Annotated in this window: 25 protein-coding genes, 1 tRNA gene and 1 CRISPR repeat array (1 of these 27 only partly in view); of the genes, 2 read left to right on the top strand and 24 right to left on the bottom strand. The window is 39.6% G+C overall.

Annotation, left to right across the window (positions count from 1 at the left end; genetic code table 11):
- A CRISPR array of direct repeats spans positions 1-405; the repeat unit is 36 nt; unit sequence GTTTTGGAACCATTCGAAACAACACAGCTCTAAAAC; it reaches 3391 nt to the left of the window's first position.
- 91 nt (positions 406-496) lie between these two features.
- The 11 genes from csn2 to D8877_RS05355 form a co-directional block, all read right to left on the bottom strand.
- Positions 497-1159 carry a type II-A CRISPR-associated protein Csn2 gene (gene csn2, locus D8877_RS05405; RefSeq protein ID WP_002906460.1) on the bottom strand — a complete coding sequence of 221 codons (663 nt, stop codon included), beginning with the start codon at positions 1157-1159 and terminating at the stop codon, positions 497-499.
- On the bottom strand, positions 1149-1493 hold the full coding sequence (cas2, locus tag D8877_RS05400) for a CRISPR-associated endonuclease Cas2 (protein WP_002906458.1): 345 nt from the start codon (positions 1491-1493) through the stop codon (positions 1149-1151). The genes csn2 and cas2 overlap by 11 nt, the downstream gene beginning before the upstream one ends.
- On the bottom strand, positions 1490-2356 hold the full coding sequence (cas1, locus tag D8877_RS05395) for a type II CRISPR-associated endonuclease Cas1 (protein WP_002906456.1): 867 nt from the start codon (positions 2354-2356) through the stop codon (positions 1490-1492). The genes cas2 and cas1 overlap by 4 nt, the downstream gene beginning before the upstream one ends.
- Complete coding sequence (gene cas9, locus D8877_RS05390; RefSeq protein WP_125352648.1) at positions 2356-6489, bottom strand: type II CRISPR RNA-guided endonuclease Cas9; 4134 nt, start codon at positions 6487-6489, stop codon at positions 2356-2358. The genes cas1 and cas9 overlap by 1 nt, the downstream gene beginning before the upstream one ends.
- Positions 6490-6798: 309 nt before the next feature.
- Positions 6799-6870: transfer RNA gene (locus tag D8877_RS05385), tRNA-Arg, on the bottom strand.
- A gap of 40 nt (positions 6871-6910) precedes the next feature.
- Positions 6911-7258, bottom strand: a complete 348-nt coding sequence (rplS, locus tag D8877_RS05380; RefSeq protein WP_009660455.1) for a 50S ribosomal protein L19 — start codon at positions 7256-7258, stop codon at positions 6911-6913.
- A 118-nt stretch (positions 7259-7376) separates the two neighbouring features.
- Positions 7377-7703, bottom strand: a complete 327-nt coding sequence (gene crcB, locus D8877_RS05375) for a fluoride efflux transporter CrcB (RefSeq protein WP_185760169.1) — start codon at positions 7701-7703, stop codon at positions 7377-7379.
- The gene (crcB, locus tag D8877_RS05370; RefSeq protein WP_002902977.1) at positions 7700-8074 is read right to left on the bottom strand and encodes a fluoride efflux transporter CrcB; all 375 of its coding nucleotides are present in this window, start codon (positions 8072-8074) and stop codon (positions 7700-7702) included. Before crcB (D8877_RS05370) ends, crcB (D8877_RS05375) begins: the two co-directional genes overlap by 4 nt.
- On the bottom strand, positions 8071-8337 hold the full coding sequence (locus tag D8877_RS05365) for a chorismate mutase (RefSeq protein WP_125341563.1): 267 nt from the start codon (positions 8335-8337) through the stop codon (positions 8071-8073). Before D8877_RS05365 ends, crcB (D8877_RS05370) begins: the two co-directional genes overlap by 4 nt.
- Before the next feature lie 275 nt (positions 8338-8612).
- Complete coding sequence (gene sufB, locus D8877_RS05360; protein ID WP_125352646.1) at positions 8613-9995, bottom strand: Fe-S cluster assembly protein SufB; 1383 nt, start codon at positions 9993-9995, stop codon at positions 8613-8615.
- A 124-nt stretch (positions 9996-10119) separates the two neighbouring features.
- Positions 10120-10560: a flavodoxin gene (locus tag D8877_RS05355; protein ID WP_125341564.1), complete on the bottom strand. Its 441-nt coding sequence runs from the start codon at positions 10558-10560 to the stop codon at positions 10120-10122.
- Positions 10561-10665: 105 nt separating this feature from the next.
- On the opposite strand from D8877_RS05355, the gene D8877_RS05350 reads away from it, so the two are divergent.
- Both D8877_RS05350 and D8877_RS05345 read left to right on the top strand, forming a co-directional pair.
- Positions 10666-11601, top strand: a complete 936-nt coding sequence (locus D8877_RS05350) for a DHH family phosphoesterase (RefSeq protein ID WP_125352644.1) — start codon at positions 10666-10668, stop codon at positions 11599-11601.
- A 107-nt stretch (positions 11602-11708) separates the two neighbouring features.
- Positions 11709-11951, top strand: a complete 243-nt coding sequence (locus D8877_RS05345; protein WP_002895374.1) for a type B 50S ribosomal protein L31 — start codon at positions 11709-11711, stop codon at positions 11949-11951.
- A gap of 208 nt (positions 11952-12159) precedes the next feature.
- Here the strand turns inward: D8877_RS05345 and D8877_RS05340 are convergent, their stop codons facing one another.
- From D8877_RS05340 to uvrC, 13 genes are all read right to left on the bottom strand, one after another.
- Positions 12160-14088 carry a CAP domain-containing protein gene (locus tag D8877_RS05340; protein WP_125352642.1) on the bottom strand — a complete coding sequence of 643 codons (1929 nt, stop codon included), beginning with the start codon at positions 14086-14088 and terminating at the stop codon, positions 12160-12162.
- Between the two features lie 705 nt (positions 14089-14793).
- Complete coding sequence (locus D8877_RS05330; protein WP_002895366.1) at positions 14794-15084, bottom strand: cupin domain-containing protein; 291 nt, start codon at positions 15082-15084, stop codon at positions 14794-14796.
- A gap of 29 nt (positions 15085-15113) precedes the next feature.
- The gene (gene ldcB / locus D8877_RS05325) at positions 15114-15908 is read right to left on the bottom strand and encodes an LD-carboxypeptidase LdcB/DacB (RefSeq protein WP_376739361.1); all 795 of its coding nucleotides are present in this window, start codon (positions 15906-15908) and stop codon (positions 15114-15116) included.
- Positions 15909-15912: 4 nt separating this feature from the next.
- A complete protein-coding gene (locus tag D8877_RS05320; protein WP_125352640.1) occupies positions 15913-17643 on the bottom strand; it encodes a TcaA second domain-containing protein in 1731 nt (576 codons plus the stop codon).
- Positions 17644-17658: 15 nt separating this feature from the next.
- The gene (locus D8877_RS05315) at positions 17659-18708 is read right to left on the bottom strand and encodes a proline-rich domain-containing protein (RefSeq protein ID WP_125352638.1); all 1050 of its coding nucleotides are present in this window, start codon (positions 18706-18708) and stop codon (positions 17659-17661) included.
- Positions 18709-18806: 98 nt separating this feature from the next.
- Complete coding sequence (locus D8877_RS05310) at positions 18807-19121, bottom strand: rhodanese-like domain-containing protein (protein ID WP_125341448.1); 315 nt, start codon at positions 19119-19121, stop codon at positions 18807-18809.
- Positions 19114-20076, bottom strand: a complete 963-nt coding sequence (locus D8877_RS05305; protein ID WP_125341447.1) for a zinc-binding alcohol dehydrogenase family protein — start codon at positions 20074-20076, stop codon at positions 19114-19116. The genes D8877_RS05310 and D8877_RS05305 overlap by 8 nt, the downstream gene beginning before the upstream one ends.
- Before the next feature lie 161 nt (positions 20077-20237).
- Positions 20238-20726: a prolyl-tRNA synthetase associated domain-containing protein gene (locus tag D8877_RS05300; protein ID WP_125341446.1), complete on the bottom strand. Its 489-nt coding sequence runs from the start codon at positions 20724-20726 to the stop codon at positions 20238-20240.
- A gap of 12 nt (positions 20727-20738) precedes the next feature.
- A complete protein-coding gene (locus D8877_RS05295) occupies positions 20739-21323 on the bottom strand; it encodes a uracil-DNA glycosylase family protein (RefSeq protein WP_125341445.1) in 585 nt (194 codons plus the stop codon).
- Positions 21324-21376: 53 nt separating this feature from the next.
- The gene (pepV, locus tag D8877_RS05290) at positions 21377-22780 is read right to left on the bottom strand and encodes a dipeptidase PepV (RefSeq protein WP_125341444.1); all 1404 of its coding nucleotides are present in this window, start codon (positions 22778-22780) and stop codon (positions 21377-21379) included.
- 69 nt (positions 22781-22849) lie between these two features.
- A complete protein-coding gene (locus tag D8877_RS05285) occupies positions 22850-23455 on the bottom strand; it encodes a nitroreductase family protein (RefSeq protein WP_125352636.1) in 606 nt (201 codons plus the stop codon).
- Positions 23456-23714: 259 nt separating this feature from the next.
- Positions 23715-24260 (bottom strand): hypothetical protein, encoded by a 546-nt coding sequence (locus D8877_RS05280; RefSeq protein ID WP_002915030.1) that lies wholly within the window; start codon positions 24258-24260, stop codon positions 23715-23717.
- 153 nt (positions 24261-24413) lie between these two features.
- Complete coding sequence (gene uvrC / locus D8877_RS05275; RefSeq protein ID WP_125352634.1) at positions 24414-26243, bottom strand: excinuclease ABC subunit UvrC; 1830 nt, start codon at positions 26241-26243, stop codon at positions 24414-24416.
- Positions 26244-26320 lie beyond the last annotated feature (77 nt).

Genomic DNA, 26320 nt, shown 5'->3' with positions numbered 1-26320 from the left:
GCTCTAAAACCTCCATCGCCCATAGCGTAAAAGACAAAGCGTTTTGGAACCATTCGAAACAACACAGCTCTAAAACGGGTTATCTTCCATTGTAAAATGAAGATACGTTTTGGAACCATTCGAAACAACACAGCTCTAAAACGGGTCGGATGGTGTAAGTCGGCTTGATGTGGTTTTGGAACCATTCGAAACAACACAGCTCTAAAACGACGCAAAATTACTTGAATATAAGTCATCTGTTTTGGAACCATTCGAAACAACACAGCTCTAAAACTGTTTACTTGCATAGCTCTGTAAAAATCTTGTTTTGGAACCATTCGAAACAACACAGCTCTAAAACAGCAAGTTTATTCAAAAGAATGGCAAGAGGTTTTGGAACCATTCGAAACAACACAGCTCTAAAACCTCGTAGAAAAATTTTTCTCACGAAATTTCGTAATCGCGCTATTCGTCCCAGCTAGACTTCAGCTCGCCAGATTCCAATTGTTACTCTTAATTATACCATATTTTCAGGGTTCAAGAAATAGTCTTGATCAAGCACATATTGCGGAAAATCATAGACTTTCCGAGGTTCGACAAATAAGACCCTTAGTTGATTGAGTTGGATATACTCTATCAGATTTCCTAACTCATCCTTTGATAGATAGGCGGTCACATTGATGAAAACAAGGAGTTTCTTTTTTGAAAGATATTTAAAAACTTGGACAATTTCTAGCATCTTTTCAAAAGGTGTGTCACTCAGAGTTTCAACTTTGACTCCTAGCGCATCGATCAACTCTAGAATGGTGATTTCATCGTACTCTAGATCCAATTCATTTTCCAAACACTCAAACCCCAGCAGTTCTGTAATCGCAACTAACAACTTTTCGATTTTTGACTTTACTTCTGGTTTATCATTTAGTTGATTTTCCAGATCGGTATGTATCAGTTTGAGCATGGGTGGAGAGTTGAGATTGTAACCCAAAATATCTGTAATCAGAAGCAGCTCTGATTCTTTTAAAGCTTTTAAATGAGTGTCAAATAATTTCAGCTCTCCTTCATCAGAATATTGGTACAATTGCTTGACGATCTTTGAAAAGGTAAACTGATCTTCAAGCACCAAAAAGGTTGCATTTTGAATATCTATCGGTTCATCTAGTACCGGAAAATTAATGTTCATCTATAGGCTCTTCTCCTAGAAAGACTAACCGAGCATCAGAGTTTGCTACGCTGGTATCGTGCTCACCATTTAAGTATATCATCCGAGAAAACTGTTTTTCCGTAACTGTTAAGAGAGTGATGTTTCCCTTTTTGGGATTTCGAGTCTTGAGTCGCTCAATCATGGCATTATTAGCAGAGTTGTTGAGCAAGAGTTTGCTATAGATGGAGAATTGGTGCATGATAAACCCCTCATCTATGAGGAACTTCCGGAATTTCCGATAGGCCTTGCGTTCCTCTGCAGTATCAACAGGCATATCAAACATTAAAATCATACGCATATATCGATAACTCATATCCTAAACTCAGGAACTCCTTTCTCTGGTTGATTGAGAGCTTGGATGACTTTCTTAGTATAGTCACTGACGATATTGGTCAGATACATATCCTTTCCATTGTAGTGGAAGGTGTCTGAGAAAATAGTGAAAAGTTCTCGTTTGATTTTGACAAAAGAACTGTTTCGATTTTCATAGACAATTCTGTCAATAATCGGACGGAAAGGCTCCATAATATCACTAGCTAGGTTGAATTGATTAAACTGATTGGCATGTTTCAAGCCGAACTGGGTCATGCAACCCGACAAAACAATCTCACGCGCAAACATACTTAAAATCAAGGTGTAGCCGTAGTCTAAGGCCGCATTGACATCATTATCTTGCTCACGACTAAAATCATTCCCAAATAAGGTGTTGAAATAAATACGAGCTGCGTGTCCCTCACGGTTACTAGGATCAAATAAATCCAACCTATGATAGAGATCGATGACGGACTGGCTCTTTTCCAGAAAACCACAACTTCCCAGATAAAAAGCTTGATTGAGAATTTTTTGTGCAATAATGGTAGTCCAAACTTGTGCTTTAGCTTCCTCGTTCCATGTGATTTGCCGAGAGAGTTGCAAACTGGAATCGTGTCGACCATAGTAAGGCATTAAGTATGCCGTTGGCAAGCGTTTATCATCACAAAAGATGACCAGAATATTTTCATCCACCAAGCGTTTAATTAGCATAGTGGAGAGAACGATATCTGTCGTCTCCAAAAGTAGGATGTCCACCTCGGACAGATGAATCAACTCTGTCCGAGAGGCATCTTTAAAAATCAAGTGGTTGTTCTTGTAGGAGAGCTTAGAGTGCGTATTGACTACAATGGTTCTCCATCCCATTAGTCTTCTCCCAGTTTGCTTAAGTCAATCCGAGTCTCATAGAGACCAGTAATGGATTGATGGATGAGGGTAGTATCTAAAAATTGTGAATTGGGCTTATACCTTACACTTGACTGACTAATTTCAACACCAAGGAATTTAAAAGCTCCAGGAGCTCCAAATGAGGTGAGTTTCAAAAGCGAGATAAAGGATTCGCTTAACTGATAAATATCTTTATCGGCTTGATCGAACGCTTGTTGTAATAACAATTCAACATTTGGCTTTTGGATATATTTTTTAGATAAAGAAATGATTGTTGTTAATAATTCTTTAAATTCATTTTGATGTGCTTCAACATACTGTTTATGAATTGGTTCACTAATTTTATTAATTCGCTGTGCGTGGTAAAGTAAAGCAGTGAGGTGATAAGGTAAAATTAATTCATTCCCCTTTTGCAACTCAATAGAGCTTGCTAATAATCTTCGCTGTCCATCATTGAACTCAAAGAGACTATACTTAGGTAGTTTTATAATAAGATTAGAATTGATATTTTTATAACCACACTCTTCAAGGTAGGTAACTGGGTTTGATTCAAATTTCTTTTTATCTTGAATGGTTATTCCAACTATCTCTTTAATCCTCTTTAACTTTTTAGCCTTTCCTTTTCCTTTTTCAATATCTGCTATAACAAGGACTGAATAAGCGATTGTAGGTCTTGCGTAGCCGCCATATTTCTCAGGTGATAAACTGGATTTGATAGGGATTAGTTTACTTGCATCAACTACTTTTTTCTTGGACACGATATTGTTATCAAACAAACCACCATTTTGTCCGACGGTTTGTTCTTCTGTCTTCTTCACAATATTCACCTGCGGAAGTGAAAGAACTTTTTTGATTGTGGCAAAGTCTTTTTCTTTATTCCAAGCGATTTCTCCTGTGTCATTAGAATACTCAATATTCTCTCTTTTTTTAATCGTTCCGTCAGCGTAGCGCACCTTTTCTTTGAAGAAATTCAATAAGTTTGAGTAGAAAAAATATTTTTCAGTTGCTTTATCAATAGTATTAGAAGCTNTTGATTTTAAGATGTATCTTTTAAGATCATATTTCTGATAGTCACCATAGACAAATTCAGGCTCAAGTTTAGGATATTTTTTAAGGATAGCCTTTGCAACCACTGCATTCAAGTAGGCATCGTGAGCGTGGTGGTAGTCGTTGATTTCCCGCACTTTGTATAAACCAAATTCTTTACGGAAGTTTGAAACAAGGTTGGATTTCAATGTAATAATTTTGACAGTACGAATTTTCTGGTTCTCCTCATTCACTTCTGTATTGAAGCGGGTATCCAAAAGCTGAGCGACATGTTTTGTGATTTGTCGTGTTTCAACCAACTGACGTTTGATAAATCCAACTTTATCACGCTCATCTAGTCCACCACGTTTAGCCTTAGTTAAATTGTTAAATTTACGCTCTGAAATCAATTTGGAATCCAATAATTGTTGCCAAAAAGCTTTTCTTTTTTGAACAACTTCTATACTTGGAACATTATCTGATTTACCTCGATTATCTTTGGAGCTGGTTAGGACACGGTTATCGAGAGAATCGTCCTTTATAAAAGCCTGTGGAATGATGTGGTCAATGTCATAGTTGCTTAGTTGGTTGATATCAATAGCTTTTCCAGTGTACATATCCTTTCCATTTTGAAGATAGTAAAGGAAGAGACGATCATTTTGCAATTGAATATTATCTGTAGGATTTTCTTTTAAAATATTTGAATCAAGTCCAGGTGCTAGATTTTTTAGTGCATCTTCAATGCGCTTATATCTTTGTTGGGAATTCTTTTTCCCTTTAGCAGTTGTCTGATTTTCTCGTGCCATTTCAATTACAATGGACTCTGGATTGTGCCCCATAACCTTAACAAGTTCATCAACAATCTTGATACTTTGTAAAATTCCTTTTTTGATAGCAGGACTACCTGGGATTTCTTGGACAACTTGCTTCACATCATCTGTCTTGCCAACTACTTGTGCTTTTTGGATAATTTCTTTGAAGGAAAGTCCGTCATCGTTGATTAACTGCATAAAGTTACGATTGCAATCTCCATCATCAATCAAGTATTCAAGGATCGTTTTGCCAGTTTGTTTATCACGGATGCCGTTAATGAGCTTGGCAGAGAGTTTTCCCCAACCAGTATAATGTCGACGAGTCAATGCCTTGATTACTTTCTCATCAAAGAGAGTGTCATATTGAGCAAGGCGTTGCTTAATCATTTCTCGATCTTCAAAGATTGTGAGAGTATGGATAATATTTTCAAGAATCTCTCCATTTTTAGGATTATCCATAAATTCTTTATCCTTGATTATTTTAAGTAAATCATGATAAGTAGAAAGACTAGCGTTAAATTGTTTTTCAATTCCTTTTAGTTCGATTCCATCGTAGCCATCAACATTATGTAGATAATGAATGATGTCTTTTTCAGTTACTTTTCTTTTATCTTTGAATAATTGATTGACAATTTGCTTCTTCTGCCCACTATCAAGGAATTGATAGTCTCTCAATCCTTCTGCAATAAATTTTACTTTTGTTAATTCATTATAGACAGCAAATGTTTCATACAACAGACTATGCTTGGGCAAAACTTTTTCTTCTGGGAGATACAAGTCATAGTTAGTCATCTTATTGATGAAGTCTTCTGCAGAGCTTGCTTTATCAACAACTTCTTCAAAATTCCAAGGTCGGATTGCTTGGTCAGAATTTCGAGTTAGCCAAGCAAAATCACGATTGCCACGAGCCAAAGGGCCAACGTAGTAAGGAATACGGAAGGCCAAGATTTTCTCAATCTTTTCTCTGTTTTCCTTCAGAAATAGATAATGTTCTCCTTGACGACGGAGAATGGCATTCATCTCTTGAAGATGAATTTGGTGAGGAATAGAACCATTATCAAAGGTGCGTTGTTTTCTCAAAAAATCTTCGCGTTCAATTTTATTAAGGAAATAATCTGCTCCTTCTAATTTAGAGAGAAGATTTTTGATATATTTGTAAAATGCTTCTTGAGTGGTCTTGCCATCGATAAACCCAGCATATCCATCTTTAGATTGGTCAGAAAAAACTTCAGCATATTTTTCTGAAAGATTATTTTTGATGAATTGTTTTAAAGCTGCTAAATCTTCTTGGTGGTTTTCATAGCGCTCAATCATAGATGCTGATAGTGGAGCCTTGGTTGAAGGATCTGTGACAGTTAAGATTCCTGATAGAAGAATGGCGTCATAAAGTTTTTTAGCAACTAGGAAAAGGTCTGCAAAACCATCTCCAATTTGTCCGAGTAAGTTTTNCAAATCCTCATCATAGGTATCTTTAGAGAATTGTAGTGGAGCTTTTTCTTCTAAGTCAAAATGTTTTTTAAAATCAGCCTGATTTCCTACAATTAACTTGAGAAATTCTGAAAAGAGACCAGTGGATTTTTCATCAGAAAAGAGTTTTAGAACGCGTTCTCTCTTTGTAGATTTACTAATTTTATCAGTAAAAATTGCTTCTACTTGTGCGTTTTGTCCACTAAGTGAACTTCCTTCAAAGGTGTTGTCGTAAATGCTTATAAATTCATTAAAAATTTTTTGGATATCATTGTTTTTAATATCGAAAGATTCTTCATATAAAAAATGTCCGCGGTATTTAATCATATGAGCTAATGCCAAATAGATTAAGCGCAAGTCAGTTTTTTCTTTTGAGTCCGCCAGGTGTTTTCTCAAATGATAGATAGTCGGGAATTTCTTATGATATTCTTTTTCTTCTTCCAAGGTAGCAAAAATAGGGTATTTACTTCCTCTCTTATCCTCAGGAACTAAAAAGGAGTCATCTAAACGATGGAAGAAACTACTATCCAACTTGCTTATTTCCTCAGAAAAGATTTCTTGAAGATAGCGAAGACGATTTTTTCGACGGGTATAGCGACGGCGCGATGTTCGTTTTAGACGTCTATCTTCAGCAGTAGTCCCTTCATCAAATAATAAAGCTCCAATTAGATTTTTCTTGATAAAGTGTTTATCAGTATTGCCCAGAACTTTCATCTTTTTCGATGGCACCTTATAGTCATCCGTAATGACGGCCCATCCGACGCTGTTAGTTCCGATATCGAGTCCTATTGAATATGGTTTCTTCATAAAAAATCCCCTTTTATAAATTTGTTTTTTATGTCAATATTTTAACACAAAAATGTTTACATTTAAAGAAAAATATTATATAATTACTTTGTTGGAACTATTCGAAACAACACAGCAAGTTAAAATAAGGCAGTGGTACTTAAGCCCAGTTCGTATTCAACTTGAAAAAGTGTGCACCGATTCGGTGCTTTTTTATTTTCTATACTAACCGTATTGTACTCCTATTTCCTAAAAAAACAATTTATTTTATAGATTTTTTATTTAAACATAGAAAAAAACTACGTTTGACAACGTAGTTTTTCATATCCATGTCCCCTGCCGGAATCGAACCAGCAACTACTCCTTAGGAGGGAGTTGTTATATCCATTGAACTAAGGGGACTTAGAGAAAAACTCTGCCCAACGACAGAGTCTTTCTAAGATTAACGGCGAATTTCTTTGATACGTGCTGCCTTACCTTGCAATGCACGAAGGTAGTACAATTTAGCACGACGGACTTTACCGTAACGAACGACTTCAATCTTGTCAACACGTGGAGTGTGGATTGGGAAAGTACGTTCAACACCGATACCGTTAGAGATTTTACGAACGGTGTAAGTTTCTGAGATACCAGCACCTTTACGAGCGATAACCACACCTTCAAAGATCTGGATACGTTCACGAGTTCCTTCGACAACTTTCGCGTGAACGCGGACAGTGTCACCAGGACGGAATGCAGGGATGTCAGTACGAAGTTGACCTTCAGTCAAACTTTGGATTAATGGATTCATTTTTTCTACTCCTATCTTACTAATCTTAAGATTCGAGACCACAGCGGATTAGTCGTTTTTTGTGCTTCCATTAGGCACAAACTATATTATATCAAAATTTCTAAAAATGTAAAGATGTTTAAATGAAAATTCCCAAAAGAATCGCTAAAAATCCGAGGATATAGGTCAAAGCCAAATAGAGAAGAAATTTCTTTCTCTCTGGAAAGAGAGCTGCCAACTCAGCATTCAAGGTGGAAAAGGTTGTCAGACCACCACAGAAGCCTGTTGCTAAAATCACATAAAGCTGCTTGTCTTCTATATGATTATAAAAATATCCAATGAGAAAAGCACCTAGCAAGTTTGTCAATAAAGTCCCAATCGGCAGAGATGCTCTGCTATTGATCTTGGAGAAAACATAACGCATGAGAGCACCAGCACCGCAGCAGATTAACATCGCCCACATCATGACTTCACCTGCTTTCCAGCCCATAGGGCGATTGCAAGTCCACCACCTACACTTAAGACTAGATAGATAAGAAGCTCCATATAGCGCCCAGAATCAGCTAGTTTGATACTGTCTAGCAGAAGACCAGAAAAAGTCGTCAAACCTCCGCAAAAACCGGTCGAAAGCGCTAAAAGCAGACGCTGGGACTTAACTTTACTGCTAAGATAGCCCTTGATAATATAGACTAGCAAAAAAGTTCCCAAATAATTGACCAGTAAGGTACCTAGCGGAAATGAATCATCAAAAACTGATATGAGCGCTACTTGGTAACGTAGCCAACCGCCTGCCATCGCAGATAAAGCCACAGCTATCGAGTTCTGTACTTCTTTCATGAGATATTTTTATTCTGAAATTCACGCGAACGTTTCAGGATGTCAGAAAAGGTCGCAACAACAGTTTCCTTGTAGTCTTTGTTTTCAACCTTATCCGCCACTCTGGCGAAAATCACATCTTCTCTCTTACTATCCAATACAGCCGTACCCGTTAATTTTTTTAAAGCCACGACTTGGTCGACTAGATTCATGCGTTGCTCCAGCAAGGCAACAATTGCATCATCCACTTGATTGATTTCCTGTCTGATTTCTTCTAACGTCATCTACTTCCTCCTTGTATTCTATCTATCATAACAAAAAATAGTAAAATTTTCTAGTTCAATTCTAAATAAAAAGGTCTCAAGGACCTTAGATTAAGGGGAACTCGCAAAGGCGAATCCCTATCTACAGATTAAAAACATCCACTGGACCTTATTAAAGAGCACTCGCTTAACCGAGTGCTTATCCACAACCTAAAACAGTACCCCGAACCTTAGATTAAAGGGAACTCGCTTTTGCGAGTTCTCATCAGCAGATTAAAAAGGTCCACAGGACCTTTTTAACCAACTGAGCCTTCCATACTCATGTTGATGAGTTGGTTGAGTTCGACGGCGTATTCCATTGGAAGTTCCTTAGTAATGGGTTCCATAAATCCGTTGATAATCATAGCTGTGGCTTCTTCTTCACTGATGCCTCGGCTCATCAGGTAGTAGAGCTGATCCTCAGACACTTTGGAAACTTTGGCTTCATGCTCTAGCGCTACATTTGAATTATGGATTTCATTAAAAGGAATGGTGTCAGAACTGGACTCACCATCCATCAGAATGGTATCACACTCGATATGAGATTTGGAGCCAGCACTATTCTTACCAAAGCGAACCTGGCCACGATAGTCTGTCTTGCCGCCATCCTTGGCCACTGATTTAGAAATCAAGGTACTGGAAGTCTTGGGTGCATTATGGAAGACCTTACAGCCAGCATCCAAGTGCTGACCATAGTTGGCAAAGGACATAGAGAGGACAGAAGTCCTTGCATTACGGCCATTAAGAATGCTACAAGGATATTTCATATTGACCTTGCTGCCTAAGTTACCATCAATCCACTCCAAGGTGCCGCCTTCTTCAACAATCCCCCTCTCCGTTACGAGGTTATAGACATTGTCCGACCAGTTTTGAATGGTCGTATAGCGGAAAAAGGCATCCTTTTTGACAATGATTTCGACATTTGCAGCATGAAGACTATTGCTTGTGTAAGTCGGTGCTGTACAGCCCTCAATATACTGGATAGAGCCCCCCTCCTCGATAATCATCAAAGAGCGCTCAAACTGGCCAGCGTTTTCACCATTGATTCGAAAATAGGTCTGAACAGGAACTTGGCACTGGACGTTCTTGGGCACATAGATAAAGGTTCCGCCGGACCAAACTGCACTATTAAGCGCAGAAAATTTATGCTCAGCATTTGAAATCACAGTACCAAAATACTGCTTGACCAAGTCCGGATATTCCTGAACAGCCGTATCCGTATCAGTGAAAATAATCCCCAGCTTGGCAAACTCTTCCTTCATATTGTGATAAACCACTTCAGATTCATACTGAGCCACAGCTCCAGATAGAAAGCGCTTCTCAGATTCTGGAATTCCCAAGCGGTCGAAGGTTTTCTTAATCTCTTCTGGGACTTCATCCCAACTGCGAGCCCGATCTCCGCTTAGCTTCTGGTAGTAGATAACATCATCAAAGCGAATCCCTGACAAATCAGGGCCAAAGTCGGGCATCGGCAGCTTATGAAAGAGTTCCAAGGAGCGCAGACGATAGTCCAGCATCCACTGGGGCTCATTCTTGATTTCTGAGATTTCTCGAACTACTTCTTCTGTCAGTCCTTTACCAGTCGAAAAGAGCGGCTTGACATCATCATGAAAGCCAAAGGCATAGTCGCGTTCTTTCATAGGGACTCCTCCTTTATCTGATGGATAGCGCTTACCTATATTATACTCCTAATCATGAGAATTGTCAGAAAATAACACTTTCGCAAAATAAAAACGGCCGCAGCCGTTTCCTCTATTTATCACTTTAAACTTTATTAACCAAGCCTTCTGCAAAAGCTTCCAAGCGTCCAATATCATCATCTTCCGCAGATAGGTCTACTTTAACGCTTTCTGCACCCTTCACCGCTCCTGTAGCAGCAAAGGCAGCATCAAAGTCATCAACAGCCTTGCAGAATTCATCATAGAAAGTATCACCCGAACCGACCACTCCGTAGACCTTGCCAGACAAATCCAATCCGGACAAGTCTTCGTAGAAGTCCATCATCTCATCAGGTAGCTCACCATCACCATAGGTATAGGTCGCTACAATCGCAATATCTGCTTCCAAGAAATCTTCTGCATCGACAGTGGTGCACTCGTCCACTTCAACTTCTACATCCAGGTCTCTTAGCTTATCCGCCACAATATCAGCAATTTCCTCGGTGTTTCCAGTCATGCTGGCAAATACAATTTTCGCTAAGGTCATAGTTTCCTCCAAATTCTAATCTGCTCTCATTATATCATATCTTTTTTATTTTAAAAATAAAAACTCTTATGCTACAATGGGTAAAGAAAGTTGACGAGGTTATTTATGACTCTTTATCATGATATTTTAAGTAAGATCAAAGAATACGATACTATTATTATCCATCGCCATATGCGGCCAGATCCTGATGCTCTTGGCAGTCAGGTCGGACTGCAAAAGCTGCTTCAGTACCATTTTCCAGAAAAAACAATCAAAACAACAGGCTACAATGAGCCCAATCTCATGTGGTTGGCGCAAATGGACCAAGTTACAGACGAAGAATACCAAGAGGCCTTAGTTATCGTCTGTGACACCGCTAATACAGCTCGCATTGATGATCAACGCTACACAACAGGCGACTTCCTCATCAAAATCGATCATCATCCTGATGATGAGGTTTACGGAGATATTTCTCTAGTTGATACAAGCTCTAGCAGTGCCAGTGAAATGATTGCTCTCTTTGCCTTTGAAAATAACTTAGACTTGAGCAAGGAAGCTGCAGAACTCCTCTATGCTGGTATCATCGGTGACACTGGTCGCTTCCTTTATCCTTCCACTAGCGCCCGCACATTCGAAGTAGCTGCCAAGCTGCGTCAATATGATTTCGACTTATCAGCCTTGTCTCGCAAAATGGACTCTATCAGCCACCAAGTCGCTAAACTGCAAGGCTATGTCTATGAGCAATTGGAAATAGATGAAAATGGTACTGCGCGGGTCATTCTGCCTCAGGAAGTTTTACAAGCCTATCAATTGACCGATGCTGATACTGCGGCCATTGTCGGGGCACCTGGACGAATTGAAGAAGTCGGTCTGTGGGCTATCTTTGTTGAGCAACCAGACGGGCACTATCGTGTCCGCATGCGCAGCAAGGTTATTCCTATCAACGGTATTGCTAAAAATCATCACGGCGGTGGACACCCCTTAGCCAGCGGAGCCAATGCATTTTCAAAGGCAGAAATAGAGCAAATCTACACCGAGATGAAAGAATTGGCAAAAAAGTAAGAAATTAGTCTAAAAGTCTTGTCAAATCAATCAGAATTTGATAAACTATCAAAGTAACTAATCTATGGCTCGCAAAGAGACCATGGCAGAAAGGAAATTTTTGTAAAATGAGAAAAGATATTCATCCAGAATACCGCCCAGTTGTCTTCATGGACACTTCTACCGGCTACCAGTTCCTTAGTGGTTCAACTAAGCGTTCAAACGAAACAGTTGAATTTGAAGGGGAAACTTACCCATTGATCCGTGTAGAAATTTCATCAGACTCACACCCATTCTACACTGGACGTCAAAAGTTCACTCAAGCAGATGGACGTGTGGATCGTTTCAACAAAAAATACGGTCTCAAATAATCATAAGCACCAATCGGTGCTTTTTTTGTACTCAAAATTTCTTTTCGCCTTTTTAAACTTTAAAATCTATCCACAACCGCTACTTTTGCTTCCTAGTTAATTCAACAAAAAAACTCCAAAAGTCAGACGATGAAAATCTAACTTTTGGAGTATGGTTTATATGCAACCAAAGATTAAGAACACAGATGTTTAAGAATAAAATTCCTTATTATTTATAGCTGTATGCCCAGTAGTAAACACCGTTTCCGTCTACAACTGTCGCTACTGCCCCTTCAGTTACGTTAGGATCAAGAAGCAATTCTCTCAGACCGCTGTTAGCCCATTTCTTAACGACAACAGATGGATCTTCATCACGACGTCCAACAAAGCCTGAGCTATCATATTGACGTGAGATTTCATTTACTTTTGGAAGTGCTTGATTTTGATAAATGTCTTCTGACCAAGTCAACTCTTTCAAGCCTTGAGCTTTACGCTCTTCATTGATTTTAGCGAAAGCTTCTTTAGCTTTTGAAACATAGTCATAGTTTGTATCGTTTGTTGCTTCAACACGGTAAACAAACTTAACATAACCAAATTCTACATCACTGTATTTCTTATCCTCAACACCACTCTTAAGGTTTGCAATCAAGACATAATCCTTAGCATATGGGTTTTCTTTGGTTTTTTCAAAGATTTCTGGATCTTCGATTTCCCATTCAACTTTGGCATCCCATCCTGCGTTATCAAGGAACTTAGGATTCATCTTTTCGATAACGTAGTTCTTGAACTCTTCAACGTTCTTGAATGGAAGCGGCTGACCAGCTTTAGCAGTTGTCACTAGGTTAGTTGAGTACAATTTCACGCTAGAGTCTTTATCACTGTACATGTATTCATCATCAGCAGTGTTTTCATGAAGTTTTGGATCAAGAGCTGGATCGTTTGGATCAGTCATACCTTGAAGTTTCCATTTGTCACCAAACCATTTCCAATATGGAGAGTATCCATTTGCTTCTGAGTCAGATGGTATACGGTAATAATGGGTTGAACCATCAAAGTAATAGTTAGGATCTGACTCGAGAGCCTTGTCACCTGGTTTTCCAGTTGGGTAGATGATTTTTGGAGCTCGTCCATTCGGTGCCCATGTCAAATGTTCAAGACCTTCTGCTGGTTTTTCAACATACGGCGGGATTTGATCTTCACTTGGTTTATCAGTTGTTACCAAACCAGGAGTCTCTGGTACATCAGGTCTTGTTGGAGTTTCTGGTTTTGGTTCTGCTGGTTGCTCTGGTTTCGGAGCAAATGGATTGAGGTCGCCTTCTGCACCATTAATTGGAGGATTTTCCGGCAAATCAACACTTGGTACCTCTGGTTTTGGTTCTGCTGGTGTAGTAGGCTCATCTGGTTTATCAGTAGGAGCTGGCGTTGGTTGTTCTGGTTCCGCTGGAGTCGGCGTTGGAACTTCTGGTTTTGGTTCTTCCGGCTGACTTGGAGTTGTTGGATTAGTAGAGTTATCAGTAGAATCCTTAACAAATACCCACTTACCATTTTGATAGTAGTAATAGTCGCCATTATCCAATACATAGTAATGATAACCATTTTCATAACGATAATGTGGATCGTTTTCCAGATTGTTATTGGATGTGCTGTTATTGTTAGTATTTGTCAGTGGCTTCCACTCACCATCACGATAGATACGGTAAGAACCATCTGTCATACGGTAGTAATGGTTACCATTCCAGTAAATATAATTCTCATCATTTGCCAGATTGTTGTAGTTATTCCAACCATTGTATCCGTAGTTGTTGCTATAGTTATAATTCCAGTTGTTATAGCCTGGATAATAGTTATTATAACCATAGTCATAATTATAGCCATTGTAACCGTAGTTATATCCGTAGTTATAGTTGTTATAGCCATAATTGTAGTTATTGTAACCATAGTTGTAATTGTTGTAACGGTAGTTGCGGTTGTTACGGTAATTATAGTTGTTATAACCATAGTTATAATTGTTGTAACCACCATTCCAGTAATTATAACCTGGTTGATAGTAGTTATAGCCATAATCTTGAGCCTGAGCATTATTCGCAAGAGCAAATGCTGGAATAATAGCCGCAGCCGCTACAACAGATCTTGATAAGAGTCTGAAACGATTGTTCATATTAATTAAACCTCCAAAGTGACCAACATCACTTTATTTTTTTGTGGGGGGGGAATTTATTTTTTGTGCACAACTTCATAAAAAAGAATTTCACGAAAATACTGCCAGCTGACAGTTGACTGCTCCATCATTATCAAACGCAAAAAAACGAATCACTAGTTAGTGAATCCACCTGATTAAAGGTTGCACATAAATGTTTTTATAGCATTTAATTTAGAAATAAAGAAGTCAATATGCTCGAAAATACTTTTTTATGCATATCTCACCCTCAAGACGAATTATAGCACAAGAAATTTTTGAATGCAAGCATTTTAGTTAACAAGGTGTAAATTATTTTTATGGGTAATTTTTTATAGTTCGTTTTTTTGTTTATTTTTCTATTTTTTAGCTTTAAATATCTATANAATCTTATTTTTAACGAACTAAAATAATAGAAAAATGTTTATAATTTGGTTTACATAGTGTAAATTATTTTTATTGTTTATTTATAAAAACTTCTCACCCTCTCATTTCGATTTTTTATTTAAGTTTATTTTAAGNTTATCTTAAGCCTTTTTTAAGCTTATCTTAAGTTTGTTTTAAGAATCAAAGAATCTGCTTATGAATCCCTTTCTTATGGGTTTTTATTTACAGAAATGAATAAGTGTTAAAAAGTAGTAAAAAATACTAGAAGCATTTATTCCAGCTTCTAGTATTTTGAATTTATTAATATTTGAGTTGTTTGATAACCAAGAGGTGGCTATCTTCCTCCCCGACCAAGCTGTGTGGCTCATTGGGCTCCATCGTCAAAAAGGAACCTGCCACTAACCGAACGGTTTGTTCGCCAGCAGAAAAGCTTACATCTCCCGACAAACAAACAACTGTTACTAGTGCATCAGCGCTGTGCTCTGGTACTTCTTTTCCTTTAGCAAGATGCAGATGATGGATGATTCTGCCTTCTTCTTGCACAGGTGTTTCTGCAAAATCATTATTGGGATTGGTAACAAAAAATTTCATTTTCTTCCTCCTTCTAATGGATGATGTGACTACTGATCTTCATAGCCTCCACCAGTAATGCCGAAATATTCTTCTAAAGATTTGCCTGATTGAACAATTTCCTTGGCTTCTTGACCAATATAGCGCAGATGCCAGCTTTCAGGCATATAGCCAGTTGAACCTTCCTTACCCTCTAGATAGCGAACGATAAAACCGTATTTATAGGCGTTGTCTAAAAGCCACTGACTTGCTCCAGCTTCTTGTACGAGATTACCATTCTTGTCAATCAAGTCAAATGCCAAACCAGTCTGGTGCTCGCTGTAGCCCGGCCGAGCCGAATAGCGGTCTGCAGCTGCCTTACCATCCTGATTGACATAGTTTTGATAGAGTTCTGTCTGAGTATCATAGCTACGGAAACCACTGTATTGGTCGCTAATGGCATAGCCTTGCGCCTGCATGTCTGCAATCAGTTTGAGCAATTCAGCTTTAGCAGTCGCATTCTCACCTGGGTTATAGGAAGGAGACAAAGGGTAGTGTTTGTTGACAACAAGAATCTCATCATATTTCCCTTTGACACTGTAGTAGCTGCCGTTATAAGAAACATTTTGATCAAGAGTTTTGGCCTCGTGATTTTGCTCCTTTTTAGTATCAGCACTATCTGAAGATGTTGTCGTATCTTGGCTAGAGTTTTTGCCATTTTCAGCATCTTGTTTCTTAACTGTACTAGTTGAGCTAGCCGCTTGTTTATCAGAGCTATCTCCAGTAGTGTCTTTACCAGACGAACACGCGCCTAGAACAAGAACAGATGCCGCAAGAAAAATTAGTTTACTGTATTTCATTGTCATAATATCAACCTTCTGAAACTTCAAGATTATAGATTACAAAAGAATCCCCGCTAGGTTTCAAGTAATAAGTCTTATTTTTACGATTTACACTATTTGGAGTGCTATCGGTATAGTGGACAGTATAGTCTTCATATGTTGTCACGATATAGGAACCATTTTCTTCCTTGATTTCGCGGATATCCAAAGCTCCTGGCTCATAATAGTTAATTTTTGCTTTCTTAACACCACCACCAGTGGTCCACTCAACCATTTCTCGATATACAGCACTAGAGGTATCGTAGTATTGAGAATAGTTGTTGCTTCTGTTAGAAACAGAGCTGAAAACAGCACTGCGGTAGTCATTAAGGAAAGTAGAGACTTTTGCCTTTTGAGCCTCAACCTTTTTCGCTTCTTCGTTCTTTTCTCTAATCTTAGAAACCACTTCCTTAGGAAGCGATAATTTCACATTAGTAGTATCATCTTCCACAATTACTGTCTCTTTATTGGTAGTAAAGGTAGTATCAGAGATAGTAAACTTAGCATAAATTTCAAGTTCTTGATAAGGAACAAGCTGCAGCTCAGGGGTCAAACTGCTACCACTTTCTTTACCATTAACAACGATTTTAATATCTGTTGCTTTTGAAGTTTCAGAAGGCATAGTAATTTTTAGTTGTTTCTTTTCAGACTTGAGATCCAGTTTGATTTCATTATCCTTAGCCGTAGCTAAATCAAGCTGAACCTTACTTTCTACATCTCCAACATCCGTCTTACCTTTGAGAGTAAAGTCTTGTTTGATGAAGTGATATTCACCCAATTCAGTGTCTGTATTTTTTTTAAGAGTAATAGTTTTTTTCTCACCAGGTTTAATGGTAGCATTATCCAAATTAGTATTGACTTTAACTTTAACTGGATAGGAAACCATTTGATATTCCTGGAAAATACCAAATTTCTTACTCTTTTCAGTAACACCTAAAATCTTATTATTGTTGTCATCAATATAAGCAGACTTACCATTTGACTCAACAATGTTATCGAGCTCAGTTTCGAGATTAATCTCCTGGCTCTCTAGGTGCTCAACTAAAGCTCTTGCTTCCGCGCGTGTCCACTTATCGGATTGAGTAGAAAGAAGACTTGCCACTTCATCGAAGTCTTTACTAGAGACGGCTTTTGCAAAATGGTCTGTGACCACTTTAACTCCAGTTATAGAGTTTAAATAGAAGAAAACTCCAATCAAAGCGGCAACTAAAACGGTTGGAGCCCCAATCATGATTGCTTGCTTCTTTGATATTCTCTTTTTAGCCTTTTTTACCGGTTTCTGTGGTAATTGCGAGTCGAGCAGTTCAGACCGAATAGGCAAGTTAGAGAATCCTTGACTCTTAGCTTCTGCAAATTCTTCTTTGGTAGGTTTTCGACCAATATTATTTTCAAAAGCTTGCAGCCAATTCTTACGAAGTTCTTCATATTGACTAGATTCAAACGCGCCTTGCTTCTCATCTTGAGAAGAGGGTTGAACCGATTCTTCTGTGACAGAATCTTCAGAAGGTGTCTCCTGAACAATATCTTGATTATCAGAAGCTTCATCAGTAGTATTTTCTACTGATGAAGTATCTGTGGTTACTTCCTCTGCTTCGCCTGCAATCTCCTTAATCTTTTTTGGATCAAAGTTAGATTGTTTGCCGGCTTGGAACTCACTTGCAGTTGGTTTTCGACCAATTACTTTTTCAAAGAGATCAACCCATTTTTCTTTTGTTGCCATAAATCTCCTCCAAGATTACATCATTGCGATACTAGTTAGTAGAGAAAAAGCGATGAAAGAGAAGATAATTGTAATCACACCATTGATAAGAATGGCCAATAGATATTTATAAAAAGGATCCATAGAGTTGTTTGTCTTAGAATAAATCAAAGCAAAGGTCGCTCCAACTCCAATCAACAAAAGACCAATCCATGTGAAGAACAAAGATAAATGAATAATACCCAACAGAGCAAACAGAGCTGAAACAGCAATAAATGGAAGAACTATAGCATAAAGTCGACCGTACCAATCAAAAGCCTTGTTGAAGGTAAAACTTCTATCCTGGTAGACCAAACGCTTCACAACAAAACCGCCTAAAATAATAGAAAAAAGGAAGAGAGCCGCTGCTATCAGGGAAACAAAGAAGACTTTGAAATTAAGAGACGGAACAAAGTCATACAAACTATAACTGTATACCCTAAACATATTGATGATACTGTATACGTTGGAGTTTGCAACAATAGCAAAAAAGAACACTGTCAAACCTAGAGATAGGTAGCCATTCACCTTACTGCTCTCAACTTCAGATGTCGGTGATTTCCAAGCTGAAACAAGCCAAGTCCAGAAACCTTTCATTGTTTTAGAAAACTCGTTGGGATGAGGAGGTTGCTGACTGTAATAAGCCTGCGGTCCTTGTTGAGGTACTTGTGAATTGAACTGTCCTTGCTGTGGGTTGTTCTGATAAGCTTGCGGACCAGAAGACTGAGGCTGTCCAGCAAAGGGGTTCGCTTGCTGAAATCCTTGTTGCTGATAAGCTTGTCCCTGATTAGCAAATTGATTTGGATTTGCTTGTTGCTGAGGAACTTCTTGATATTGTTGAGAAGCCTGCTGAGCAAAAGGCTGTTGGAAGTTTTGTGGCTGTTCAAAGCTTGATGAAGCTGGGCTAGCTTGACTAGGCGTTCGCTCCGCACTTACCTGTTCAGCCTCAACAAATTCTCCAGCAGCCAAAGCTTGAGCAATTTCTTCCTCTGTAGCCGAGCGTCCATTAACGGCTTCAAAATATTCAAGCCAATCTTCTTTTGACATAGATATTCTCCTATCCTTAAATTATTATACTACTATAGTATACAAAAAAAGGGCCGGAAATTCAATCTATTCCGGCATTTGCACTTCTTAATCGCTTGTCACAACGTCAATTTAGCAGGAAAAGCTTCCACTCCTCCTTCGACATTGGTTACTTGGTAACCCTTGGCTTCCAAAAATTCGCAGGCACGCGCTGAGCGGCCGCCTTTTTGGCAGATGATATGGCAGGGGATTTGTTTATCTAATTGCCCATAATTCTCCGGCAAGCTGCTGAGAGGCAGATTCAGAGCTCCAGAGACATGTCCAGCTGTAAATTCGTCCACCTCGCGGACATCAATCAACTGCAGTTCTTCTGCCTGCAATTTGTCATATAAATCTTTCGCACTAATTTTTTGCATTCTTTTTCTCCTATTCATTCATAATCACAATTTTTCCAAAACCTGCCGTCCCCTCTATAAAAGCATGAGCTTTGGGCACTTGCTCTAGGGAAAAGACACGCCTTGGTGTAACATTGACCTGATAGCGGTCAATATAGTCAAATAATTCATCCATCAAATCTTGGCTCACATGAGCTGAGTGAAAACTTGTCAGAAAACTGTTATTTTTAATTTCCTCAATTGGATTGAAACCTGCCAGTTCCCATTGCCCACCTAAGAGGCCGGTCACACAGATAATCCCGCCCTCTGCGATATGGTCAAAAGAATCCTTGACAGTTGCCGGACCGACCAACTCAAGGATTTTGTCAAACTTATCCTCTGTTTCCAGTCGGCCATCCTGGTCTATGATGATATCGTCGTAGGCTTGGTGCTTGAGTAGAAACTGTTTGGAACCGCTATTGACCGAGCCCACGATATGTGTGTCTGGAAACTGTGCCTTGACCAGACGAGCAAAGGCCAAACCGACACCGCTAGTAGCAGCTCGGACTAAAATCTTGTCATTGGGCTCAATGCGCAGATTTTTCATAGAGCCTAGAGCAGTATAATAGGTCTCTGGTACTGCTGCCAGCTCAGTCCAGGTCAGATTGGTCTCAACTGTATAAATTTGATTGTTCGGCAAGAGGACATACTCAGCATAAGAACCGTCAAAAGCTCGCCCCATTTCACCCATGATGGAAACCACTTTCTGGCCAATCTTTAAATCTGCTCGAGTCGTCTCGGCAACTTGGCCAACACACTCAATGCCTAAAATCCGAGGGAAGGTGACACTAGGCGATAAGCCCTCGCGAGTAAAAATCTCCGAGTGGTTAATCCCAAATCCTCTGACCTTGACCAAGGTCCAGCCTTCTTGAAGTTGTGGAATCTGTCTTTCTTCCATCAGAAGCTTTTCTGGACCACCTGCTTCGTAAATGACTATAGCTTTCATCGTTTCCATAGAATCACCTCGCTTTCTACAAAGTTTAGCATTCTAAGCTGAGACTTTTCAAAAAATCTGTCAGATATTCCTGCAAGGTCAAGGTATAGGGACAAGACGCTAGGTTTGACAATCTGAGAGAGCAGCTGGATAGTACTACTCTATCACAGCAGAACGGTTAGTTAAAGCTCCAGCACTTGGTAAGAGTAGCCTAAATCTTGCAAAAATTTGAACAAATCCTGTGTAGAGATAAAGATAGTCTTTTCATTAGTATTAGGATGGAAAGTCATGCGTTCTTCGTCGATAATTTCTTTATCAAAATAAACTTGAATATCCTTCTCCTCATTATTGAGCAGACCAAAAGGCGATACCGTTCCTGCTGGTAGGTTCATTTTCTTAGCCAAGGAGTCCAATGAAGCCATGCGAATCCGATCGGCTCCCACTTGAACTTTAAAGTCATCCATATCCAATCGTTTCTTGTCGTCCATGATGAGCAGATAGTACTGAGTTTTCTTCTTATTGGTCAAAAACATGGACTTAGTCCGAACACCTTCCATGCCTTCAATATAGCTATCTGCCTGCTCTGTCGTAAATGCAGGAGGGTGCTCCACCACATCAAAGGTGATTCCCAACTCTTGCAACTTGGTAGCTACTTGTTGATAAGCATCCATAGTTTTTCCCCTTTATTGATGAATAATCTTTTGTACCAGCGCTTGCAAGTCTGGCACAACCTGCTCTGCAAACCAAGGATTTTTAGCCATCCAGATTTGGTTGCGGGGCGATGGGTGGACCAGTGGGAAAAAATCAGGTAGATAGTCTTGATAATGCTGAACTGTCTCAGTCAGCTTGATATTTCCTGTTTGATGCAGATAATATTTCTGTGCATACTGACCAATCAAAATGGTCAGCTCAATATCTGGCAAAAGCTCTAAAATCGGCTGATGCCACCTTTCGGCAAAGCCCTTACGAGGTGGTAAATCTCCAGACTTCCCATGCCCCGGAAAATAAAAATCCATGGGCAAAACCGCAAAGTATCCAGAATGATAAAAAGTCTCTTCATCGACACCCAGCCATTCTCTCAGCCGGTCACCACTCTTGTCCTTCCAGTAAAGCCCTGCCTGCTGAGTTTTCAGCCCCGGCGCTTGACCAACAATGTTAATCCGAGCATTCTTAGGTGCCGCAAAGAGTGGCTTGATTCCCTGCTCCGTAAATTCTTGATTTTCTGAATCAGCCATGATGGTCTTGGCAATATCCTCTATTGTTTGCATGACAGCTCCTTGAAAAGAAACTCATCCAGCAAGGCCAAACGAGTTCTTCTTTTTTATTTGATTAGCTCGTAGATAGCCTCCGCGTAAATGGCCGCAGCACGGAAAAGGTCTTCTACATCTGTAAATTCATTGGCTTGGTGCATAGTGTTGACATAGTCTGGGAACATAGCCCCAAAAGCCACACCGCGCTTCAAAAGACGGCCAAAGGTTCCACCACCAATAACTTGCTCGTGTCCTTTGAGACCCGTTTGTTTTTCGTAAACACTCAAAAGAGTTGCTACCAATTCATCATCTGCTGGTACATAGTGCGGAGTGTGTCCATGCTCAGATAGGCTTACTGACACAACACCAGCAACTTTTTCAAGACCGGTTTGAATCGATTTCGGATCAGTACCTTGAGGGTAACGGATGTTCAGAGCAATGGTATTGTCAGCCTTGGCACTATCAAAATGGAAGACACCAGCATTCATGCTGAGAGAGCCCATTTTAGCATCTGTATAAGCAATTCCTAACTTCTCGCCAGCAAAGTCCTCGTGCAGTAATCGAGCTGCCACTTCCAGATAAGACTTGGCAGCACCACCAAAGTCAAATTGGTTCAACAAAAGGGCCAAATAGGTCCCACCATTGATCCCATCTTCGGGAGTTGATCCATGGGCAGATTTACCAATGATTGTAACGGTATAGGTTTCTTCATCAACAGTTGAGATTTCATACTGAAGTTTGTGTTCCTTGGCAAAGGCATCTAAGAGACCAGCAAGATCTGGTAATTGTCCAGATACAACTGCTGTTGCAGACTCTGGCACCATATTTTCACGGAGACCACCTGTAAAGCTATGAAGTTTAGCATTCCCAGTGTTGTCATTTCCAAAATGGAGGTACTCAGTGATATTCCCTTTTTCACCGTTAATGATTGGAAATTCCGCATCAGGTGAGAAACCAAAGTCTGGCTCAGGCAGACCAACATGCTTGAAATAATAGTCCATGTCTTGCCAACCAGATTCCTCATCTGTCCCCACCACAAAACGCACGCGCTTAGACACTGGCAATCCCAAGTCTTTGATGATTTTCAAACCATAGTAACAAGCCATGGTTGGACCTTTATCATCAGATGAACCACGCGCATAAAGTTTGCCATCAATGATTTCAGGTTTGTAAGGATCTGTATTCCAACCACTTCCAGCAGGGACTACATCCATGTGAGCAAAAATACCTAGTTCCTCCTCACCCTCACCAAAAGTAAAGTGACCAGCATAATTGTCCACGTTCTTGGTTTCATAGCCATCGCGCTCAGCGATTTCTAAAAACTTATGCAGAGCTTGAACAGGTCCAGGTCCAAAAGGATGTTCCTTATCTGCCTTGGAATCATCCCGCTCTGAGTTGATTTCCAAAAGACTAAACAGGTCAGCTAAGAGAGCTTCTCTGCGTTTTTCAACTTCCGCTTTAAAATCAATTGTCATTATTTCACCCCAATTTCCAATTCGATTTAAATCATTTCAAATATGAATTAAATCGTAAACGCTTTTATATCAACGTTTCTCAATGATTTCATCAACCGGCAAACGATAACTAGGTTCTAGTTTTTCATCTGTATAACCAACAGTAATCAAGAGTTCCGGACGAAAACGCTCATCAATTTCTAAANCCTCATTAACCTTAGATTTATCGAAACCTAAGATGATGTTCGAGCCGATACCTTGGTCAGTCAGAGCTAAAACAAGATTCATGGCTACCAGACCAGCATTGAGAGATAAATAATCGCTCTTTTGCTGTTCACTATAGCGAGCAAACTCAGCTGGCAGATTTTGCATGTAAAATTGGAGCTGCTCATCAGAGAAATTCTTAACTCCAGCAACACGCGCAATCTTGCGAGCCCGCTTGGTCAAATCTGTATCCGTAAAGAGGGCAATGGTCACTGGTGCTTCCTTAATCTGGTCCACATTTCCACCGAAAGCTGTCTCAGCTAGAGCATGATTACGCTCCCGCACCACAACGAACTTCCATGGCTGGCTATTGTGGGCACTGGGTGCCAACGTTGCAATTTCAATCGCTGTGCGCACATCCTTTGGATCCACAGGTTTGTCGTTAAAACGCTTGGTTGCATGACGCTTTTTGTTGAGTTCTAGAAATTTCATAAGTTGCATCCTTTTCTAAATATACTAGCTTCATTTTATCATATTTTGTAAGAGTTTGCAGTTTTTTTCCTTTCATAAATTTCACTAAATCATTATTAGAAATGCTTAAATTATGCCTATTTTTATTTATAATTGAGTATAAACAATATTTTATTTAAAAATTTTTTGATTCAATCTTATCTTTTAAGTCACTTAAATTTCCATCTATTTTACATTTTGCTACAAAAAAAGCAGGTGATTCTTACCTGCTTTGTTAATATTATTGTCCAGATTTAAGCTGACCAAGAGCTTTATAAGCCCCTTCAATAGCCTTCTTCATAGCATCACGTCCTGTTTTCAATTGCTGAGCAAATAGAGCACGATTTTGTTCTGGAATTTCTGTATCATCTGAACCAGCACTTGAGAGCGTTTCATTAAAAGTTTCTCTTGAAGTTTCCATAGATTGAATAGCTGGTTCTACTTGTTGATTGTATGCTTCTTTCCCAGCCTCAGGTACTTTGTTCCCAATTTCATCAATGTACTTTTTATAATTATCAATCAACTTACTAAAGAGAGCTTTCATGTCACCAATTGTTTTAGCATTGTCGATTTCTTCATCTGTCAAAAGAACAATTTCTGGGATTTCTACATCTGAACTAGCTGTTTTTGATGAAGTTTCAGAGCTACTTGATTTACTCTTTGAAGTAGATTTTTTTTCTACAGAACTTGAAGCTTTTTCAGAAGAATCTGATGTTGTTTTTCCAGAACATGCTGCTAAAGTTATAACCGATAAAAGCGCTACACTAGCTGTAATAATTTTTCTCATTACTGTCTCCTATTAATAAAGAATAGACATATTATAATACAAAATTATTTTATTGTCAAACATTATAGGCATTATAATAGACCATCCATTTCTGTTAATTTTTTCCTAATTATTAAAAAAATTCTGCAAACACTGTCCTTATATGAGATTTGTCTATTCTAAATCCACCTGTGGCTCTGCTACTTCAGGCAAGGAAGTTTTCTGCTGATCTACTAGATTTAATTTAGCCCACACTGCTTCTGCCACTGCTCGTGGTACGCCGACTTCGACGATTTGGTCAACACTGGCTTCTTTAATCTTGGTTAGAGATTTGAAGTGTTTCATAAGATTTTGCTTGCGTTTTGGTCCCAAGCCTTCAATGCCATCTAGCTGCGATGAGAAGGAATTTTTAGACCGGAGCTGGCGGTGGAAGGTGATGGCGAAGCGGTGGACTTCATCTTGGATACGCTGAAGCAGGAAAAATTCCTGCGAATTCCGGGATAATTCTACAACCTGCAGAGGGTCACCAAAGAGCAGTTCATGGGTCTGGTGCTTGTCATTTTTTTGCAGTCCAGCGATGGGGATATCCAATCCCAACTGGTCCTGAATAACTTCTTTAGCGACATTAACCTGGCCCTGTCCACCGTCAATGACAATCAGATCAGGCGGAGTCAGTCCATCCCGAATCACCCGACTATAGCGCCGCTTGATGACCTCACGCATACTTGCGTAATCATCCGGGCCTACCACAGTCTTAATCTTATACTTGCGATAGTCTTTCTTACTTGGTTTACCATTGACAAAGACCACCATAGCTGATACAGGACTGGTCCCCATGATGTTGGAGTTATCAAAAGACTCAATACGAACAGGCGTTGGAATGTTAAGGAGCTGCCCTAAATTTTCAATTGCACCTTGAGTCTTTTCAATAGATTTCTCCAAGAGGTCAAATTTCTGCTGAAGACTAACTCGGGCGTTTTTGATAGCCAGATTGACCAGCTGTTTCTTTTCGCCTCGCTGGGGCTTAAGCACCTTGGTATCCACCATGGCCCGTACAGCTTCTTCGTCAATATCTGCTGGAATCAAAATTTCATTGGGCTTGAGGTGAGATTTTTCCTGATAAAATTGTCCAATATAGGTCAGGAAATCTTCGTCTGGATCATTGTAATAAGGAAAAAGATTGACGTCACGCTCGATTAACTTGCCCTGGCGGACAAAGAAGACCTGTACACACATCCAGCCCTTATCCACATAGTAGCCAAAGACATCACGATTTTGCAAATCCTTGGCCATGACCCGCTGCTTGGTTCGCAGCGTACCAATGGACTGAATCAAGTCGCGGTACTCTGCTGCCTTTTCAAACTCCATAGCTTGCGCTGCGACAGCCATTTTCCCCCGCAAATCCTCAATAATCTGGTCATCCTGGCCCTTGAGAAAAGCCGCAACCTCCTGAGTCAGCTCTTTGAAATACTGGCTGTCTACCTGGCAAATACTGTGGGCCTTGCACTGCCCCAGATGGTAGTAAAAACAAACCTTCTCAGGTGGATTGGTACACTTACGAAAAGGAAAGAGCCGATCTAAAAGTCGCTTGATTTCATTGGCAGCACCAACATCCGGATATGGACCAAAATAAAGTCCGCCATCCTTTTTGACTTGGCGCGTGATAATCAGGCGCGGATAGGTCTCATTGGTAATCTTAATAAAAGGATAGGACTTATCGTCCTTGAGCATGATATTGTACTTAGGCTTGTTTTCCTTGATTAGATTAATCTCCAGAAGCAAAGCCTCAATATTAGACTCGGTGACAATAAACTCAAAATCCTCAATCTCGGAAACCAGAGCCTCCGTCTTGGTGTCATGACTGCCACGGAAATAAGAACGAACCCGATTACGAAGATTCTTGGCTTTTCCGACATAGATAATGGCACCGTTTTTGTCTTTGTGAATGTAACAGCCGGGACTGGTCGGCAACAGTTCCAGCTTTGATTGGATTAGCTTGTTCATAGGTCTATTATAGCAGAAAAGGGGAGTATTCAACAGGTAGACACTAGATTATTAGAAAATCATAAGTTGAATTCCTT

Origin of the sequence: Streptococcus sanguinis (assembly GCF_003943735.1) — a bacterium.
GTDB lineage: Bacteria > Bacillota > Bacilli > Lactobacillales > Streptococcaceae > Streptococcus > Streptococcus sanguinis_E.
This window is presented reverse-complemented; position numbering and strand designations above follow the sequence as displayed.

Excerpts from the sequence above, each read along its gene's own strand:
- D8877_RS05300 (WP_125341446.1), bottom strand. The coding sequence starts at position 20,726 with ATGGATGCTTATCAACAAGTAGCTACCAAGTTGCAAGAGTTGGGAATC.
- D8877_RS05280 (WP_002915030.1), bottom strand. The coding sequence starts at position 24,260 with ATGAGAAAAATTATTACAGCTAGTGTAGCGCTTTTATCGGTTATAACT.
- csn2 (WP_002906460.1), bottom strand. The coding sequence starts at position 1,159 with ATGAACATTAATTTTCCGGTACTAGATGAACCGATAGATATTCAAAAT.
- sufB (WP_125352646.1), bottom strand. The coding sequence starts at position 9,995 with ATGAAAGAACGCGACTATGCCTTTGGCTTTCATGATGATGTCAAGCCG.
- cas1 (WP_002906456.1), bottom strand. The coding sequence starts at position 2,356 with ATGGGATGGAGAACCATTGTAGTCAATACGCACTCTAAGCTCTCCTAC.
- rplS (WP_009660455.1), bottom strand. The coding sequence starts at position 7,258 with ATGAATCCATTAATCCAAAGTTTGACTGAAGGTCAACTTCGTACTGAC.
- D8877_RS05330 (WP_002895366.1), bottom strand. The coding sequence starts at position 15,084 with ATGAAATTTTTTGTTACCAATCCCAATAATGATTTTGCAGAAACACCT.
- D8877_RS05345 (WP_002895374.1), top strand. The coding sequence starts at position 11,709 with ATGAGAAAAGATATTCATCCAGAATACCGCCCAGTTGTCTTCATGGAC.
- crcB (WP_002902977.1), bottom strand. The coding sequence starts at position 8,074 with ATGAAAGAAGTACAGAACTCGATAGCTGTGGCTTTATCTGCGATGGCA.
- crcB (WP_185760169.1), bottom strand. The coding sequence starts at position 7,703 with ATGATGTGGGCGATGTTAATCTGCTGCGGTGCTGGTGCTCTCATGCGT.
- D8877_RS05320 (WP_125352640.1), bottom strand. The coding sequence starts at position 17,643 with ATGGCAACAAAAGAAAAATGGGTTGATCTCTTTGAAAAAGTAATTGGT.
- cas2 (WP_002906458.1), bottom strand. The coding sequence starts at position 1,493 with ATGAGTTATCGATATATGCGTATGATTTTAATGTTTGATATGCCTGTT.
- D8877_RS05340 (WP_125352642.1), bottom strand. The coding sequence starts at position 14,088 with ATGAACAATCGTTTCAGACTCTTATCAAGATCTGTTGTAGCGGCTGCG.
- D8877_RS05315 (WP_125352638.1), bottom strand. The coding sequence starts at position 18,708 with ATGTCAAAAGAAGATTGGCTTGAATATTTTGAAGCCGTTAATGGACGC.
- D8877_RS05365 (WP_125341563.1), bottom strand. The coding sequence starts at position 8,337 with ATGACGTTAGAAGAAATCAGACAGGAAATCAATCAAGTGGATGATGCA.
- D8877_RS05310 (WP_125341448.1), bottom strand. The coding sequence starts at position 19,121 with ATGAATAGGAGAAAAAGAATGCAAAAAATTAGTGCGAAAGATTTATAT.
- ldcB (WP_376739361.1), bottom strand. The coding sequence starts at position 15,908 with ATGACAATGAAATACAGTAAACTAATTTTTCTTGCGGCATCTGTTCTT.
- D8877_RS05295 (WP_125341445.1), bottom strand. The coding sequence starts at position 21,323 with ATGCAAACAATAGAGGATATTGCCAAGACCATCATGGCTGATTCAGAA.
- pepV (WP_125341444.1), bottom strand. The coding sequence starts at position 22,780 with ATGACAATTGATTTTAAAGCGGAAGTTGAAAAACGCAGAGAAGCTCTC.
- D8877_RS05305 (WP_125341447.1), bottom strand. The coding sequence starts at position 20,076 with ATGGAAACGATGAAAGCTATAGTCATTTACGAAGCAGGTGGTCCAGAA.
- D8877_RS05350 (WP_125352644.1), top strand. The coding sequence starts at position 10,666 with ATGACTCTTTATCATGATATTTTAAGTAAGATCAAAGAATACGATACT.
- D8877_RS05355 (WP_125341564.1), bottom strand. The coding sequence starts at position 10,560 with ATGACCTTAGCGAAAATTGTATTTGCCAGCATGACTGGAAACACCGAG.
- uvrC (WP_125352634.1), bottom strand. The coding sequence starts at position 26,243 with ATGAACAAGCTAATCCAATCAAAGCTGGAACTGTTGCCGACCAGTCCC.